11 protein-coding genes are annotated in these 16,178 nt (G+C 62.7%); 3 read left to right on the plus strand and 8 right to left on the minus strand.

The window, feature by feature from the left end; all coding sequences use genetic code 11:
* From HKD46_RS04235 to HKD46_RS04250, 4 genes are all read right to left on the minus strand, one after another.
* The coding region (locus HKD46_RS04235; RefSeq protein WP_171864947.1) for an IS110-like element ISAeca3 family transposase at window positions 1–704 on the minus strand (704 nt) is incomplete at its 3' end.
* Between the two features lie 101 nt (window positions 705–805).
* The gene (locus tag HKD46_RS04240; RefSeq protein ID WP_029314837.1) at window positions 806–1,933 is read right to left on the minus strand and encodes a GTP-binding protein; all 1,128 of its coding nucleotides are present in this window, start codon (window positions 1,931–1,933) and stop codon (window positions 806–808) included.
* Between the two features lie 71 nt (window positions 1,934–2,004).
* Window positions 2,005–3,411: a D-arabinono-1,4-lactone oxidase gene (locus HKD46_RS04245; RefSeq protein WP_128297046.1), complete on the minus strand. Its 1,407-nt coding sequence runs from the start codon at window positions 3,409–3,411 to the stop codon at window positions 2,005–2,007.
* Between the two features lie 115 nt (window positions 3,412–3,526).
* Complete coding sequence (locus tag HKD46_RS04250; RefSeq protein WP_103244165.1) at window positions 3,527–4,144, minus strand: LysE family transporter; 618 nt, start codon at window positions 4,142–4,144, stop codon at window positions 3,527–3,529.
* A gap of 76 nt (window positions 4,145–4,220) precedes the next feature.
* Here HKD46_RS04250 and HKD46_RS04255 point away from each other — a divergent pair, with 76 nt between their 5' ends.
* Window positions 4,221–5,138, plus strand: coding sequence for a LysR family transcriptional regulator (locus HKD46_RS04255; RefSeq protein WP_048208547.1), 918 nt, complete (start codon window positions 4,221–4,223; stop codon window positions 5,136–5,138).
* Here the strand turns inward: HKD46_RS04255 and HKD46_RS04260 are convergent.
* The 3 genes from HKD46_RS04260 to HKD46_RS04270 form a co-directional block, all read right to left on the minus strand.
* Window positions 5,135–6,706 carry a cyclic diguanylate phosphodiesterase gene (locus HKD46_RS04260; RefSeq protein WP_041211776.1) on the minus strand — a complete coding sequence of 524 codons (1,572 nt, stop codon included), beginning with the start codon at window positions 6,704–6,706 and terminating at the stop codon, window positions 5,135–5,137. The genes HKD46_RS04255 and HKD46_RS04260 overlap by 4 nt on opposite strands.
* Window positions 6,707–6,937: 231 nt before the next feature.
* The gene (gene acnB / locus HKD46_RS04265; RefSeq protein ID WP_171864948.1) at window positions 6,938–9,535 is read right to left on the minus strand and encodes a bifunctional aconitate hydratase 2/2-methylisocitrate dehydratase; all 2,598 of its coding nucleotides are present in this window, start codon (window positions 9,533–9,535) and stop codon (window positions 6,938–6,940) included.
* A gap of 229 nt (window positions 9,536–9,764) precedes the next feature.
* Window positions 9,765–12,068: a patatin-like phospholipase family protein gene (locus HKD46_RS04270; RefSeq protein WP_171864949.1), complete on the minus strand. Its 2,304-nt coding sequence runs from the start codon at window positions 12,066–12,068 to the stop codon at window positions 9,765–9,767.
* A 273-nt stretch (window positions 12,069–12,341) separates the two neighbouring features.
* Here HKD46_RS04270 and HKD46_RS04275 point away from each other — a divergent pair, with 273 nt between their 5' ends.
* Window positions 12,342–14,252 (plus strand): methyl-accepting chemotaxis protein, encoded by a 1,911-nt coding sequence (locus HKD46_RS04275; protein WP_171864950.1) that lies wholly within the window; start codon window positions 12,342–12,344, stop codon window positions 14,250–14,252.
* Between the two features lie 143 nt (window positions 14,253–14,395).
* Window positions 14,396–14,578, plus strand: coding sequence for a hypothetical protein (locus tag HKD46_RS04280; RefSeq protein WP_017779057.1), 183 nt, complete (start codon window positions 14,396–14,398; stop codon window positions 14,576–14,578).
* Between the two features lie 73 nt (window positions 14,579–14,651).
* Here the strand turns inward: HKD46_RS04280 and lpdA are convergent, their stop codons facing one another.
* Entirely contained in the window at window positions 14,652–16,079 is a 1,428-nt protein-coding gene (lpdA, locus tag HKD46_RS04285) for a dihydrolipoyl dehydrogenase (protein ID WP_010675812.1), read from the minus strand.
* Window positions 16,080–16,178 lie beyond the last annotated feature (99 nt).

Genomic DNA, 16,178 nt, shown 5'->3' on the forward strand with positions numbered 1-16,178 from the left:
TGTTTTCCGTCACCGAGCTCGGCGGCCAACACGCTGGCAGTGATCGGGCCGACACCAGGGATTGTCATCAGACGCTGACCAAGATCGTCATCGCCAAGCTGGCTGGCCAGTTCCTTGTCGATCTCGGCAATTTGCTGCTCCAGATACTTGAAATGGGCATGCAGCCTCTCCAACATGGTAATCAGTCGCGCTGGTAACTCGTGTTCAGCCATCACAGAAGGCAGGCGCTTGATGGCGGCATGACCGACGGGCAGACTGATGCCAAATTCGAGTAAAAAGCCGTGTATCTGGTTCGATGCCTTAACCCGATCGCGCACAAACGATTCGCGCACACGATGCAGTGCTCCCAACGTTTGCTGGCTTTCGGTCTTGGGCGTTACAAACCGCATGGAGGGACGGCAGGCGGCCTCGCAAATAGCTTCAGCATCGATGAAGTCGTTCTTGTTGCTCTTGACGAATGGGCGCACGAATTGAGGCGAAATGAGCTTACTCTCATGCCCAAATTCAGCCAGCCGACGAGCCATGTAATGGGCTCCGGCACATGCCTCCATGACGATGGTGCATACAGGAAAAGTTGCGAGGGATTCGATGAGCTTTGTCCGGTTGAACTTCTTGCGAAGAAGAGCCTTGCCGAACCGGTCTTGACAGTGAATGTGAAAAGAGTGTTTACCGAGATCAATACCAATAAGCGCAACGTTTTCCATGATGGCCTCTCCTGAAAGAAAAACACCCTGTCAGCGTACCGCTCACAGGGTGGGGGTGACCATCTCATTAGACCCGCACGAGCGCGGGTCATATCAGCATATCAGGCATCCGGCTGGCCGAGCATGGCCTTGAGGTGCTCTTCCAGGCTGGGTTCGGGGGCCTTGAGGGTTGAGAGGAACAACTGCTCTATGCCTACCCTGTCCTGGCTCTTCACGATGAACACCAGCCGGGACTGGGCCTTGCCTTCGGGCCACTCCCCCAGCGCCTGCAACGGATAGAGCTGGCCGTGCACGCCGTGGATCACCACTGGCTGGCTCTCCCCTTCCAGTTGCAATATCCCCTTGAGACGCAGCAGGGCATCGCCGTATTGCGCCTGCACCGCATCGATGGCGGCCAGCAGGCGGGAGGGCTTGAGCGGCTCGCCGATGCGCAGGGAGAAACTTTCGATATTGCCGTGCTCGAAGCGGGTGGGCGCGGCCGTCCCCACCTTGGCGGCAAACGGCGTCATCTTCGGCTGCATGGGCGAAGCCAGCCCCTGTTTCGGGGATTCGGTACGCAGCCAGGCCAGCAACTGGCGCACGTCGCGCCCCGCTGCCTCGTTGTAGGCGCCGAGTTTCTCCAGCACCGCAGGTGAGAGCACCCCATTGCTGACCCGCTGGATGGGGGCTGCCGGATTGAGGGCCGCCAGTTGGGCTTCCACCCGCGCAAGGGTCTCTTCATCCACCAGATCGCCCTTGCTCACCACCAGCAGATCCGCCAGCGCCACCTGTTTGACCGCCTCATATTGAGCCGCAAGCTGCTGCTCGATATGACCGGCATCCACCACGGTGACGGTGCCGTCGAAGCGGTAGCGCTGGGCGATAAAGCCCTCTTCCCTCAACGTGAACAGCACGGGGGCCGGATCGGCCAGACCAGTGGTTTCGATGATCAGCCGTTTGAAGGGTTTGATTTTGCGCTGGATGGCCTTCATGAAAAGCCCCTGCAGCGCCTCCACCAGGGAGCCCTGCACCGAGCAGCAGATGCAGCCGGAATCGAGCAGCACCACCTGCTCGTCCACCTGCTGTACCAGATGGTGATCCAGCCCCACGGAGCCGAACTCGTTGATGAGCACGGCGCACTCCCCGAGCTCGGGCTGCTTGACCCAGTGGTTGAGCAAGGTGGTCTTGCCGCTGCCGAGAAAACCGGTCAGCAGGGTCACGGGGATGCGGGTGTCTTGCATGTCTGTCATCGGGTTGCCCCCCCTCTGATCGGCAGGAGGATGAGTAAGCGAGTGTCTTGCATATCGGTCATGTCAGATCCTTACCGGTTGGCGAACAGGTCGCCGAGCCAGCGGTTTTCGAAACGGCCATGGGGGTCAAGCTCCCGCTTCAGGGCCAGGAAGTCGTGCCAGCGCGGCAACAAGGCAGGGAAGTCGTAGAGGTCCATCGCCAGGTGCTTGCCGAAATGGGGAATGCCGCCGAGGGGCACCAGCAGTTGCTGCAACTCGCGCATCTGCTCCATGGAGCCCCCGACAAAGGTCCCGTCCGCCGCCAGATAGACCAGAAAACCTATCCAGCACACCGACTTGTCATGGGCGGCACTGAGCCAGGCCACGGAGGGACCGGTGCAGCGCAGGATGAAGGGGTAGTGCAGCACGCCGGGGTTCGCCTCCTGCCATGCCTGCAGGATTTCAAGGGCCTCCCCCATGCGTTCGAGGGGCACGGCCACCTCGCAGTTGATCTGGGGCGCCGGGATCCCCTTGCAGAGAATCTGGTAGACGTTGCCCACCAGATCCGAGGCGTCCTTGAAGCGGCGTACCGTCTCGAAGTGCTCGCCTGCCCTGGCCTCGTCCTTGGTGTCTCTGGCCATCTTCTGCAGGGTCGCGTCTATGGTGGCATTGAGCGCCAGGTTCATGCGCTCGTCCATGTCTCCCTCCAGCACCAGCGGCTCGCTGCCCCCGGCCCGGTAGCGGGCCACCTCGTCATCGGAGGCGGGATCCACCAGCCAGATGTGGCTCTCGCCGGTCCAGGCGAACCACCAGCTCTTCACGAAGGCGTGCTCCCGGTTGAGGCGCTCGTTGTGTTCCAGCAGGAAGGGGTAGTCGGTGGTGAACTTGGTGCAGCGCATGATGCGGTTGGGCACTGTGTTGAGGGTCACATCCAGCAGGATGCCGAGCATCCCCATGCCCATCACGAAGGCGCCGAAGCGCGGATCGGTGCGATCCACACGGATGATGTCGCCGCTCGCCAGCATCACGGTCAGGGCAGCCACCGCATCGCACAGGGCAGACTGGTGCAGTCCCTGCCCATGGGTGCCGGTGCTGAGCGCACCGCCCAGGGTCTGGATGCCGATGACGCCGGGGGACGCCGGCAGCATGCGATCCATGGCGATGAGGTCGGCATAGATGGTATCAAGCGGCGTCCCCGCCAGGTAGGTCACCGTATCGGCAGTCTTGTCCAGCTGGCCGCGCAGGTGGTGCAGGTCCACCAGCAGCGCCTGGCTGCCTTCGGCGTAGACGCTGTGGATGGGTTCGAAAGAGAGGCCGGAGCCGATGAGCCGCAGCTTGCGCTCGGGGTATTCCCGCAGCAGTTGCTGCAGCTCGTCACGGGTCGTCGGGCGCCACACCTGATCAAGGGCGCCGAGGGGGTTGGTTCTGGACCAGTTGAACAGCACCTCCCGATTGCCAATCGCCTTGATGCTGTGAAATGCCTGGAACCTGACCGTCATACCGCGCCTCATCTGACTTCAAAATGAGCGCCAATTCTACCGAAAAGTGGCTGCCAAGGCATGAAAAACAAGACCCTACAGTCGGGGGTGGATAGGGGGAGCGCCCCTCCCCGCCTCAGCGCGTCTGCTGGGTCAATGCCAGCAACATGCCGAATCCCACCAGCAGGCCCCCGAACACCCGATCGATCCAGTGGCGTACCGCCAGCAGTCGGTCCCGCACCGCAGGGGTGGAGAAGAAGAGCGCCACCGCACCAAACCAGAGGGCGTGCGCCAGCGCGATGAAGGCGCCATAGCCGATCTGGACCGCCAGCGGCGTCTGCGGCTGCACCACCTGCATGAAGAGGCTGACGATGAAGATGGTGGTCTTGGGATTGAGCACATTGGTCAGAAATCCGGTGCGCAGCGCACCCAGACTGGAGAGGGCAGGCTGACAGATGCTCTCTTCATCGGCAGCCGGTTTGGCCCGCAGCATCTTGATGCCGAGAAAGATGAGATAGGCGGCCCCTGCCAGCTTGATGAGGTTGAACAGCCAGAGGGATTGCTGGATCAGCAGGCCCACCCCCAGCAGGGTGTAGGTCACGTGCACGCAGACCCCGGCCGCGATGCCGATCGCCGTCAGCACGCCGGTGCGGCGCGAGAGCAGCAGGCTGTTACGCGACACCATGGCAAAGTCGGGCCCGGGGCTGATGACGGCAAAGAGGGTAATGGCGACAACGGCTAACAGTTCGGTCATGAAAAGAGTCCTGATTAGAGGGGATATCGGCTATTTTATTTGCCAATAACACCAATAACGAACGATGATTTCTGACATGAATGGTGAAAAAAACTCACAAAAAGCCCTCTCGCTGCCCTCCCTCACCGCCCTGCGCTGTTTCGAGGTGGCTGCCCGCACCGAGCATTTCGGCCGCGCCGCCGATGAACTGCATCTCACCCATGGCGCCATCAGCCGGGCGGTGCGCCTGCTCGAGGAGGATCTGGGGGTCATGCTGTTCGAGCGGCGCCAGCGCCGGGTCTTTCTGACCGACGCGGGTGAACGGTTCTATCAGGCGGTCAGAGAGGGGCTGGGCAGCATCCGCCAGACGGCGCAGGCCCTGCGCCAGCAGAGCCGCCCCCAATCGCTGGTGCTCTCCTGCGAACCCACCCTGCTGATGCGCTGGCTGATCCCGCGCTGGCCCGCCTTCCAGGCTCTGCACCCGGAGCTGGACGTACACCTGATGGCGGGCGGCGGCGCCCTCAGCTTTGGCAGCGGCATCGATCTCGCCATCCGGCGCAACGACTTTCACTGGCCTGCCGAGCTCTACAACCAGTTGCTGTTCGAAGAGCGGACCGGCCCTGTCTGCCCGCCGGGCAAGGTGGCGCACTTCTTTGAATCCAGGGGGGATGTGCAGGCCCTCAGGCCAACGGCACCCCGTCTGCACACCAAGACCCGTCCGGGCGCCTGGCTGGAGTGGCAGCAGCACGCAGGTATGTCCGCCGACGAGGAGGTGCCGGGTCAGACCTTCGAGCACTTCTATTTCAGCCTGCAGGCGGCAGTCGCCGGGCTGGGAGTCGCCATCGGCCCTTACCGCCAGGTGTGCGACGATATCGAGGCCGGTCTGCTGGTGGCACCGCTCGGCTTCGTCCCCGACGGCACCGGCTATCACCTGCTCGCCCCCGCCCCTCCCGAACCCGGCAGCCCCCACGACATCCTGGTGAACTGGCTGCACAGCCTGGTGGGCGCGGCCTAGCCCTGGGCGGTGCGCCCGGCAGCGACCTGTATCTCTCCCGCCGTCAGCTCCCGGCAGAACTGGCGTATCGGCATGGGGCGGGCAAACAGGTATCCCTGCAGATACTGGACCCCCTTGCCTCTCAGATAGGCGGCCTGCTGCTCCGTCTCCACCCCTTCGGCCACCAGGGACAACCCCAGCCGTCCCCCAAGGTCGATGACGTTGTCCACGATGTGCTCGGAGAGGGACTCCGTCCCGATACGGCCGATGAAGGAGCGGTCGATCTTGAGATAGTCCACGTGGAATTGCTGCAGATAGATGAGGCTGGAGTGGCCGGTGCCAAAGTCATCGATGGCGAGCTGCACCCCCATCTCGTCGAGCTGGCGAAACAGGGAGAGGGTCTGCGGGCTGGTCACCAGCAGCTCCCGCTCCGTGAGCTCCAGCACCAGCACCACCCGTCCCGGAACGAAATGGCCGAGGAAGTCGCGGCACTCCGCCACCAGGGAGAGGTCCCGGCAGTGGATGGCACTGATGTTGAAGCTGATGTGAAATGCCTCGGGCAACTGCTCCTGTACCGGGTGGAGTGTCTTGGCCACCGTCTTCATCAGGTTGACCGTCATGGGCACGATCAGGCCAGACTCTTCCGCCTGGGGGATGAAGAGATCGGGGCGGATCAGCCCCTCGGTGGCATGTTGCCAGCGCATCAGTACCTCGGCTCCCACCATCTTGCCGCCCTTGCTGGCGATCAGCGGTTGCAGATAGGGGACAAACTCCCTGGCTCGCAGCCCGCGTCTCAGCTCGTCCGTCAGGGCCCCCGGCCGCCCAAGCAGCCACCACACCAGCAGTGAGAGCACCAGCGAACTGGCTCCCAGCCAGATCAGCTGCAGATGGCGAGCCTCCCACAGGGCACGCCAGTAGATCGGCATGGCATAACCGGCGTGGATGGTGAAGGGGTAACGCTGGGAGGCGAGTATCAGGGCAAACTTGCTGTGCAGTTTCGGCGGATCGCTTTGGAAGTGGCCGGACTCATCGAGCCAGGCGGACCCCACCTGCAAGAACAGCTCGCTGGGATCGCTGCTCAGGGTGAGCATGAAACTGAGCTGGCTGCTGTCAATGGCGCTCAGTGCCGCATCACGCCCCCGCTCCTGACGCACCACCAGCAAGGGGTGATTCTTGCGCACCAGGTTACCGCTCATCAGCAGCAACTTGCGATCCGTGTAGCGGGAGCCGTCATCCACTTCCCTGGCAGGCCCGAACAGCGAGGTGCAGTTGATGATCCCCTGTCGCACCAGATTGATGGAGCGCAGGAACGGCTCCAGCGCCACCCGCTTGCGCAGCAGCAACAGGTTGTCGCTGCAGGAACGACCGGCCAGCGGCAATACCTCGAGGTTGGCCCGCTCGGCCTGATCCAGCATGCGCTCCAGCAAGGTTCTGGCCTTGCTGGCTGACGCACTGGCATCGTTTTTCAGCTCCTGCTCGTAGCTGTCATGCACCATCCACCCTCCCACCACCAGGGGCAGGGCCAACACCAGCAGGGCACAACCAAGGCGCCACTTCATGCGGGCCAGATCAATCCGGAACAGAAACATAGCAACCACGCCGCAATGCGCGGGCCCGCTTCGCAGGTACCGCGGTATAAAAATGCCCACCAGGAAACGGTGGGGCCATCATGGCCAGACAACGAAAACGCAACGCGCGTACCAGGCAAATCGACGACGCCGTTGCTGGGCATGGCGGGTCATTATCGCGCAGCCCCCTGAAATGGAAAATGCCGCGTCGAGACGCGGCATTGTTATTTTCAGTGGTCAGACCGGCGAGTCTCAGACCGCTTGCTGCAGGATCACCGCATCGGCCTTCTTGGTGTAGGAGGCGATCTCGTTGAAGTTGAGGTAGCGATAGGTGTCGGCCGCAGTAGCGTCCAGGGTCTTGGCGTACTGCAGGTACTCGGCCACGGTCGGGATCTTGCCGATGATGGCGGCAACCGCAGCCAGCTCGGCAGAGGCCAGATAGACGTTGGCACCCTTGCCCAGGCGGTTCGGGAAGTTGCGGGTGGAGGTAGATACCACGGAGGCCCCTTCCGCTACCCGCGCCTGGTTGCCCATGCACAGGGAACAGCCGGGGATCTCGATGCGAGCACCGACGCGACCAAAGATGCCGTAGTAGCCCTCTTCGGTCAGCTGATCCTTGTCCATCTTGGTGGGGGGGGCGATCCACATGCGGGTCGGCAGCTCGCCCTGATACTTCTCGAGCAGTTTGCCGGCGGCGCGGAAGTGGCCGATGTTGGTCATGCAGGAACCGATGAACACCTCGTCGATCTTGTCACCCGCCACGTCGCTCAGCAGACGGGCATCGTCCGGATCGTTCGGCGCGCACAGGATCGGCTCCTTGATGGTGGCCAGATCGATCTCGATGATTTCGGCGTACTCGGCGTCCTTGTCTGCTTCCATCAGTACCGGGTTGGCCAGCCACTCTTCCATCCCTTTGATGCGGCGGGTGATGGTGCGCACGTCGCCGTAGCCTTCGGAGAGCATCCACTTCAGCATCACGATGTTGGACTTCAGATACTCGATGATCGGCTCTTTATCCAGCTTGATGGTGCAACCAGCGGCAGAGCGCTCGGCGCTGGCGTCCGCCAGTTCGAACGCCTGCTCCACTTTCAGGGTCGGCAGACCTTCGATCTCGAGGATGCGGCCGGAGAAGATGTTCTTCTTGCCCGCTTTCTCGACGGTCAGCAGCCCTTTCTGGATGGCGGCGTAGGGGATGGCATGGACCAGGTCACGCAGGGTGATGCCCGGTTGCAGCTCGCCCTTGAAGCGCACCAGCACGGATTCCGGCATGTCCAGCGGCATCACGCCGGTGGCGGCGGCGAAGGCCACCAGACCGGAGCCCGCCGGGAAGGAGATGCCGATGGGGAAACGGGTGTGGGAGTCACCACCGGTACCCACGGTATCCGGCAGCAGCATGCGGTTCAGCCAGGAGTGGATGACGCCGTCACCCGGACGCAAGCTCACACCGCCGCGGTTCATGATGAAGTCCGGCAGGGTGTGGTGGGTCTGCACGTCGATGGGCTTGGGATAAGCGGCGGTGTGGCAGAAGGACTGCATGGTCAGATCGGCAGAGAAGCCGAGGCAGGCGAGATCTTTGAGCTCGTCGCGGGTCATCGGGCCCGTGGTGTCCTGAGAGCCGACCGTGGTCATCTTGGGTTCGCAGTAGGTGCCCGGGCGGATGCCCTCCACGCCACATGCCTTGCCCACCATCTTCTGGGCTAGGGTGAAGCCCTTGCCGGTGTCGGCAACAGGCTGCGGACGACGGAACACGGTGGAGAACGGCAGACCCAGCGCTTCGCGGGCCTTGTCGGTCAGGCCGCGGCCGATGATCAGCGGAATGCGGCCACCGGCGCGCACTTCATCGATCAGCACGTCGGTTTTAAGTTCAAACTGGGCCAGCACCTGGTCGGTGCCGTGCTTGCAGATCTTGCCCTGGTACGGGTAGATGTCGATCACATCGCCCATCTCCAGTTTGGAGACGTCCACTTCGATGGGCAGGGCGCCGGCATCTTCCATGGTGTTGAAGAAGATGGGGGCAATCTTGCCACCGAGGCAGACGCCGCCGGCACGCTTGTTCGGCACGAACGGAATGTCGTCGCCCATGAACCAGAGCACGGAGTTGGTAGCGGATTTACGGGAAGAGCCGGTACCGACCACGTCACCCACGTAAGCCAGCGGGAAGCCCTGCTCTTTCAGGGAATCAATGGTCTTGATGGGACCGATGACGCCATCCTTGTCCGGGGTGATGCCGGGACGGGCGTTCTTCAGCATCGCCAGGGCGTGCAGCGGAATGTCCGGGCGGGACCAGGCGTCCGGCGCCGGCGACAGATCGTCGGTGTTGGTTTCGCCGGTCACCTTGAACACGGTGACGGTGATCTTCTCGGCCAGGGCCGGGCGGTTCAGGAACCACTCGGCGTCGGCCCAGGATTGCAGCACCTGCTTGGCGTGGGCATTGCCCGCCTTGGCCTTCTCTTCCACGTCGTGGAAGGAGTCGAACATCAGCAGGGTGTGGGAGAGGCCCTTGGCGGCAAGAGGAGCCAGGGTCGCATCGTCCAGCAGGTCGATCAGCGGCTGAATGTTGTAACCACCCTGCATGGTACCGAGCAGCTCGACGGCTTCGGCGGCAGTCAGGATGGGGGATTGGGCCTCGCCCTTGGCGACGGCGGTCAGGAAGCCGGCTTTCACATAGGCCGCTTCATCAACACCCGGGGGAATGCGGGAGGACAACAGTTCTTTCAGAAAGTCCTGTTCGCCGGCGGGCGGATTCTTGATCAGCTCAACCAGGGCGGCGACCTGCTCTGCGTCCAGAGGTTTGGCAACCACGCCTTCGGCGGCACGTTCTGCGACGTGTTTACGGTATGTTTCAAGCACGACTAATTCCTCTTTGGTCTTTTTTTTGGGGTTCGCCCAAGCTCGCGGCGATCGTCCTTGCGGGACACCCGTAGGGTGCCCCCCACTATATAAGTTTTAACGACTAATTAAAATCCAAACCCTGTGCAGTTATTCATCAAACCAGCATAACCATATAAACCAATTAGGTTTTTTTAGAGTGACAAGCCGCCCACCCAAGGTGAGTTAACAAAAAGGCAGCATTTCGCCCTTATTGGAACGTAGTGCCCAATTGCAGATAGAACATGTCGTGTCCCCCCTCCGCCACGCCATAGCCGAGGAAGATGGGACCGAGGAAACTCTCCACCCCCATATAGAGGGAACCCGAGGTATAGGAGGATTCGATACTGATGTCCTCTCCCTTGTCCCAGACCCCCCCTTGCTCGAGGGAGCCCCCGAGGAACAGGGGCGCCTTGAAGGCGCCGAAGTCGTTGTCCGCCACCCGGTAGATGTAGCGCAGCCCGCCGAACAGGCTGTAGCGACCGCTCAACTGGTAATGCTGGAAGCCGGACATGCGGAACAGCCCGCCCAGATCCTGCACGAACAGCGGTACCGTCTCCTGGGAGCTTGAGCCGCCCCCTTCCAGCATCAGGTTGAGGCTGTGCCTGTCCCAGGACCAGGGCTTGATCATCACCAGCCGGTAATTCACCCCCTCGGCCTGCTCGGAGGGCGCGTCCGCGGGGTCGAGATCGACGTAGGAGTAGCCCCCCTTGATGTCCCAGTAGACCCCCTGATAGGGGAAGTAGCGGCTGTCGAGGGTGTCGTGCTCGAAGCGGATGTAGGGTCCCCAGGCGGAGGCATCGGCATCCGCGTTGGTGAGGTTCTGGATCTCCACGCTGCCGATCTTGCCCTCCAGCCCAAGGGAGAAGCGGCTCCAGGGCTGGCGATTCCAGCCGACGGCGAGATCCACGCTGGTGAAGCTGTACTCGGAGTCCAGATAGCTGACCCCGGACGACGACCTGCTCTCTTCCGGGAAGAAGACGCGTCGCTGGGTCTTGTCGTAGGCCAGGCTCGTCTCGCCGAAGTAGGTCTGGGAGGGCTCCAGCGGGGTGTAGAAGTCGGTCTTGAGGTGCTTGGCGGTCCCGAGGGACGCCTCGGTCAGCCACTCGCCTCCCCAGTCGTTGACGTTGGTGAGGGTGTAGGACATGCCGACGTTGTAGTTGGAGCTGCTCTCGAAGTCATCGGAGAAGCCGAGCTGGAAGTTGAGATAACCCGGCCCCCAGTTCTTCTCGCTGGCGTCCACCACCAGCACGTTCTCCCCGTCCCGCTCCTCCACCTCGTAGGTGATGCGATCGAACGACTCCAGGGCGTAGAGGCGACGGATCCCCGCCTCCAGGCTCTCGTAGGTCTGCACCTTGTCCGGACGCACGTTCAGCATGGCCCGCACCGTGTCGTCGGAGAGGCGCGACTTGTTGATGATCTCCACCTTGTCGATGTAGTAGGCGGGCTGGCCGCTGCGCTCGGCGCGCCGGCTCAGCTTGCCGTTGCGATAGTCGGCGTAGGCGGCGGGCGAGAGAGAGAGTGCATCGAGCCGGGCCGCTGCACTGTTGGCGACCGCCTCCCCGATCTTGATCCCCTCCGGCATCAGGGCGAAGTCGGCGATCCCCATGTTGCCGAACTCGGGGGTCAGCAGGATGTCCCTGGGGCCCAGCAGCGCCTTCTGCTTTTCGGTCCCCACCTGGGTCATGTAGGTGGTGAGCTGATCGATCATGGCCAATCCCGACTTGAGGGACTCCCGGGTACGCAGCTTGGCGCTGATGTCCACCGCGATCACCACGTCGGCCCCCATGGCCTTGGCCACGTCCACCGGCATGTTGTTGACCGTGCCACCATCGGCCAGGATGCGGCCGTCCCAGTCCACCGGCTTGAGGGCACCGGGAATGGACATGGAGGCCTGCATCGCCTTGGCGAGGCTGCCGTGATCCAGCACGAAGGGGGTCACCGTCTCCATGTCGGTCGCCACCGCGCGATAGGGGATAGGCAGGTTGTCGAAGCTCTTTTGCGCCGGCAGGTTGGAGGTGGCGTGGCGCAGCAGGCTGGCCATGGACTGTCCCTGGAAGAAGCCGTGCGGCAGCTGGGTCTGGTCACCGTTGACCCCGATGTCGGTGCGCAGCTGGTACTTCTCGGTCTGCTGCTTCTTGCGCAGGGATAGCTCGTCGCGCCCCACCTTGTCCTGATAGCCCTTGTTCCAGTCGATGGCCAGCGTCGTGCGCTCCACCTCCTCGGCGCTGAGCCCCATGGCATACATGCCCGCCACATAGGAGCCCATGCTGGTCCCGACGATGATGTCCACCGGGATGTGCTTTGCCTCCAGCACCTTGAGCACCCCGATATGGGCCGACCCCTTGGCCCCGCCGCCGCTCAGTACCAGGGCGATCCTCGGACGCTCCATCTTGGTTGCCCCCGAGTTTCTGGCCGAAGGCGCGGGATCATTGGCTCCGGCCGCCGCCATGAACGGCAGGGTCGCCAGCAGGAGCACGAGCAGGTGGGTCCATCCCCGATGAAAGATGCGCATATGAGAGTCCATAAATCCGGTGCGAGTCGAGCGGGCAGGCCGCCAGTCAGGTGCAGCCTACTATAAGTGCAAGCACTTTAACCGCAAGCCGGGGTGCTGGCGAGGGGTCGCCCCGCTTGCGACGATGTCTCGGCAAAATCGGGCGCCAATCCAGCCCAATCCGGGTGTGAGCGCAAACGTTAATCGACAATAAAGGCCCCCACCGCCTCAAGAGCGCGCCAAATCAGCCGCTATTATGAGTTCAACCCTGGTTCACACTTCCGAGTCACCCTTATGTTCGCAAGCCTGACACTGAAACAGAAAATTCTGGCCACCGTCATCCTCGCCGTGGCCCTCTCCTGCCTGCTGGTGGGCTATTTCAGCCAGCGTTCTGCCCAGCAGCTGATCGAGGACCGCATGTTCGAGCAGGAGCTGCCCAACCTGACCCAGCGCATCGGCAAGGAGATCGAAAAGGATCTCACCTCGGTCGCCAATGCCGCCAGACAGCTTGCCAACGACCGCTTCGTGCTGGACTGGGTCGAGCGCGGCATGCCCAAGGAGCAGGAGTCCATCCTCATCAACCAGCTCAAGGACATGACGAGCCAGTATGGTCTGGTCACCGCCTCCTTCGCCGATCGTCAGAGTGCCGCCTACTACAACCAGGACGGTTTTCTGCGCATCCTGAACCACGAGCAGGACAACTGGTTCTATGACTACACCAAGAGCCGCCAGGATCTGATGCTTAGCATCTTTCGGGAGAGCAACGGCGAGGTGAAACTGTTCGTCAACTTCCAGCAACTCGACGGACGCGGCCTCGCCGGCCTCGCCAAATCCCTCGACAGCATGGTCAGCATGCTCGCCAACTTCCGCATCGGCGACAGCGGCTTCGTCTTCATGACAGACGGCAGCGGCAAGGTGAAGCTGCACCCCGACGCCGCCCGCATCGATCGGGACAACCTGACCCAGCTGGCCAGCGGCAGTAGCACCAACCTGCTCAACAAGCAGCCCTTTGCCGCCACCCATGCCGAGGTCGACGGCCAGCCAGTAATCCTGGCCAGCAGCTACATCCCCCTGCTCGACTGGTATCTGGTGGCCCAGGTGCCGGAGGCCGAGATTTATGCCGAACTGGACAGAGCGCGCCTGCACATGGTGCTGGTCAGCCTGGCCATCGCCGTCGGCATGGGGCTGCTCGGCGTTCTCCTGGCGGGCTCCGTGAGCCGCCCCCTCAACGAACTGGCCCGCCTGTTCCGCGAACTCGGCAGCGGTGATGGCGACCTCACCCATCGCCTCAAGGTCGATGGCCGTGACGAACTGGCCCAGGTGGCGACCGGCTTCAACAACTTTGTCGCCAAGATCCACGGCTCCATCGAACAGGTGGCGAGCAACTCCCGCCAGCTCGCCGCCACCGCCAACGAGGTGGCAGCCAAAGCCCAGCTCACCCAGCACAACTGCACCGCCCAGCGGGATCGCACCGTCCAGGTCGCTACCGCCATCCACGAGATGGGGGCCACCGTCACCGAGATCGCCGGCAATGCGTCTCTCGCCGCCGACGTCGCCAAGCAGGCCAACGAGCAGGCCGATGCGGGGGCCCAGGTCGTCGCCCAGGCCCGTCACGGCATCGTCGGCCTCTCCGGTGAAATCGAACAGGTCGCCGGGGTCATCGAGTCCCTGGCGAGCCAGACCGACTCCATCGGCAGCATCCTCGACACCATCCGCAGCATCTCGGAGCAGACCAACCTGCTGGCCCTCAACGCCGCCATCGAGGCCGCCCGCGCCGGCGAGCAGGGCCGTGGCTTCGCCGTGGTGGCCGACGAGGTGCGCAACCTCGCCAGCCGCTCCGCCGCCTCCACCGCCGAGATCCAGAGCATGATCAACAGCCTCCAGGAGCAGAGCGCCCGCGCCGTCAGCGCCATGGCCCAGGGCCGCAACCAGAGCCTGCGGGTGGTGACCCAGGCCGACGAGGCCAACGGCGCCCTCGACCAGATCACCGGGCACATCACCCAGATCAGCGACATGAACATCCAGGTCGCCACCGCCACCGAAGAGCAGTCGAGCGTGGTGGGCGAACTCAACCGCAACGTGGAGGACATCAACCAGCTCACCATGGAGACCGCCGATATCGCCCATCACCTGACCGAGTCGAGCCGCAACCTGCAGCACCTCTCCGGCGAGCTCGACAAGCTGGTCGGCAACTTCCGCCTCTGAGCGTCCGGCACCTCTTCCTGACCCGCACCAGGGCGCTTCGGCGCCCTTCTTCATGACCACGGCAAGCCGTGACGCACGGGGGATACGTCGTCTCCCACCGCCCTGCCACATGCCTCATAATCAGGAAAACGCGAGGAGGTATGATGGGCAAGCTGGTCGTGATGATAGTGCTGGGGGGGCTGCTCAGTGCCTGCAGCAGCGGGCCCGTGCGGGTGCACGGGGCCGATGTGAGCGTGGACGATACCCGGATCCGGGTCAGCGACGGGGATCGCGGAGGCTACGGTACCTTCTGCCCACCGGGACAGGCCAAGAAGGGGCGCTGCTGACCGCAGGGTGCCGAAAGACAGACAATAAAAAGCCGCTCCATGGAGCGGCTTTTCTTATGAAACGGGCAGAAGATTATTTTTTCTTCTTGGCCTTGGCGTTCGGCAGGTCGGTGATGGAGCCTTCGAACACTTCGGCAGCCAGACCCACGGACTCGTGCAGAGTCGGGTGAGCATGGATGGTCAACGCGATGTCTTCGGCGTCGGCACCCATCTCGATGGCCAGACCGATTTCACCCAGCAGTTCACCGCCGTTGGTGCCCACGATGGCACCACCGATGACGCGGCCGCTCTCCTTGTCGAAGATCAGCTTGGTCATGCCGTCGGAGCAGTCGGACGCGATGGCGCGACCGGAAGCAGCCCACGGGAAGGTGGCGACTTCGAAATTCAGACCCTGTTGCTTGGCTTCCTTCTCGGTCAGACCCACCCAGGCCATCTCAGGCTCGGTATAGGCGATGGACGGGATCACTTTCGGGTCGAAGTAGTGCTTCTTGCCGGCGATGACTTCGGCCGCCACGTGGCCTTCGTGTACACCCTTGTGGGCCAGCATGGGCTGACCGACGATGTCGCCGATGGCGTGGATGTGGGCCACGTTGGTACGCAGCTGCTTGTCCACCTCGATGAAACCGCGCTCGTTGACGGCAACACCAGCCTTCTCGGCATCCAGCATCTTGCCGTTCGGCACACGGCCTACGGCAACCAGCACGTTGTCATAGCGAACCGGCTCGGCCGGGGCGTGCTTGCCTTCGTAGGAGACGTACAGGCCGTCTTCGCGGGCTTCAACGGCGGTGACCTTGGTCTCCAGCATGATGTTGAATTTCTTGGCCACGCGCTTGGTGTAGATCTTGACGATGTCTTTGTCGGCAGCCGGTACCAGCTGGTCGGCAAATTCCACCACGTCGATCTCGGAACCCAGGGAGGAGTACACGGTACCCATCTCCAGACCGATGATGCCGCCACCGATGACCAGCAGCTTGCCAGGAACGGTCGTCAGCTCCAGCGCATCGGTAGAGTCCCATACGCGGGGGTCGTCATGGGGGATGAACGGCAGCTTCACCGGACGGGAACCGGCGGCGATGATGGCGTTGTCGAAGGTGACGGTGGTCTTGCCGTCGGCGCCTTCCACTTCCAGCGTGTTCGGACCGGTGAACTTGCCGAAGCCGTTCACGACCTGGACTTTACGCATCTTGGCCATGCCAGCCAGACCGCCGGTCAGCTGGTTGATGACCTTCTCTTTCCACAGACGCACCTTGTCGATGTCGGTCTGCGGGGCACCGAAGACGATGCCGTGCTCGGCCAGCGCCTTGGCTTCTTCAATGACTTTGGCGACGTGCAGCAGTGCCTTGGACGGGATGCAACCCACGTTCAGGCAGACGCCACCCAGGGTGGAGTAACGCTCGACGATAATGGTATCCAGACCCAAGTCAGCCGCACGGAAGGCAGCGGAATAACCGGCAGGGCCAGCACCCAGTACTACGACCTGGGTTTTGATTTCTTTACTCATCATGACCTCTTTGTCGTTCTTATATCCCCGGACAGCACAGTCTTATGCCAAACAAGGCCGCTGCAGCCGTGAAAAAAACGGGGCAAGTTTACAATCCTG

Source organism: Aeromonas sp. TW 6 (genome assembly GCF_013168745.1).
GTDB lineage: Bacteria > Pseudomonadota > Gammaproteobacteria > Enterobacterales > Aeromonadaceae > Aeromonas > Aeromonas caviae.

Excerpts from the sequence above, each read along its gene's own strand:
- HKD46_RS04240 (WP_029314837.1), bottom strand. The coding sequence starts at position 1,933 with ATGACAGACATGCAAGACACCCGCATCCCCGTGACCCTGCTGACCGGT.
- HKD46_RS04245 (WP_128297046.1), bottom strand. The coding sequence starts at position 3,411 with ATGACGGTCAGGTTCCAGGCATTTCACAGCATCAAGGCGATTGGCAAT.
- HKD46_RS04250 (WP_103244165.1), bottom strand. The coding sequence starts at position 4,144 with ATGACCGAACTGTTAGCCGTTGTCGCCATTACCCTCTTTGCCGTCATC.
- HKD46_RS04255 (WP_048208547.1), top strand. The coding sequence starts at position 4,221 with ATGAATGGTGAAAAAAACTCACAAAAAGCCCTCTCGCTGCCCTCCCTC.
- HKD46_RS04260 (WP_041211776.1), bottom strand. The coding sequence starts at position 6,706 with ATGTTTCTGTTCCGGATTGATCTGGCCCGCATGAAGTGGCGCCTTGGT.
- HKD46_RS04270 (WP_171864949.1), bottom strand. The coding sequence starts at position 12,068 with ATGCGCATCTTTCATCGGGGATGGACCCACCTGCTCGTGCTCCTGCTG.
- HKD46_RS04275 (WP_171864950.1), top strand. The coding sequence starts at position 12,342 with ATGTTCGCAAGCCTGACACTGAAACAGAAAATTCTGGCCACCGTCATC.
- HKD46_RS04280 (WP_017779057.1), top strand. The coding sequence starts at position 14,396 with ATGGGCAAGCTGGTCGTGATGATAGTGCTGGGGGGGCTGCTCAGTGCC.
- lpdA (WP_010675812.1), bottom strand. The coding sequence starts at position 16,079 with ATGAGTAAAGAAATCAAAACCCAGGTCGTAGTACTGGGTGCTGGCCCT.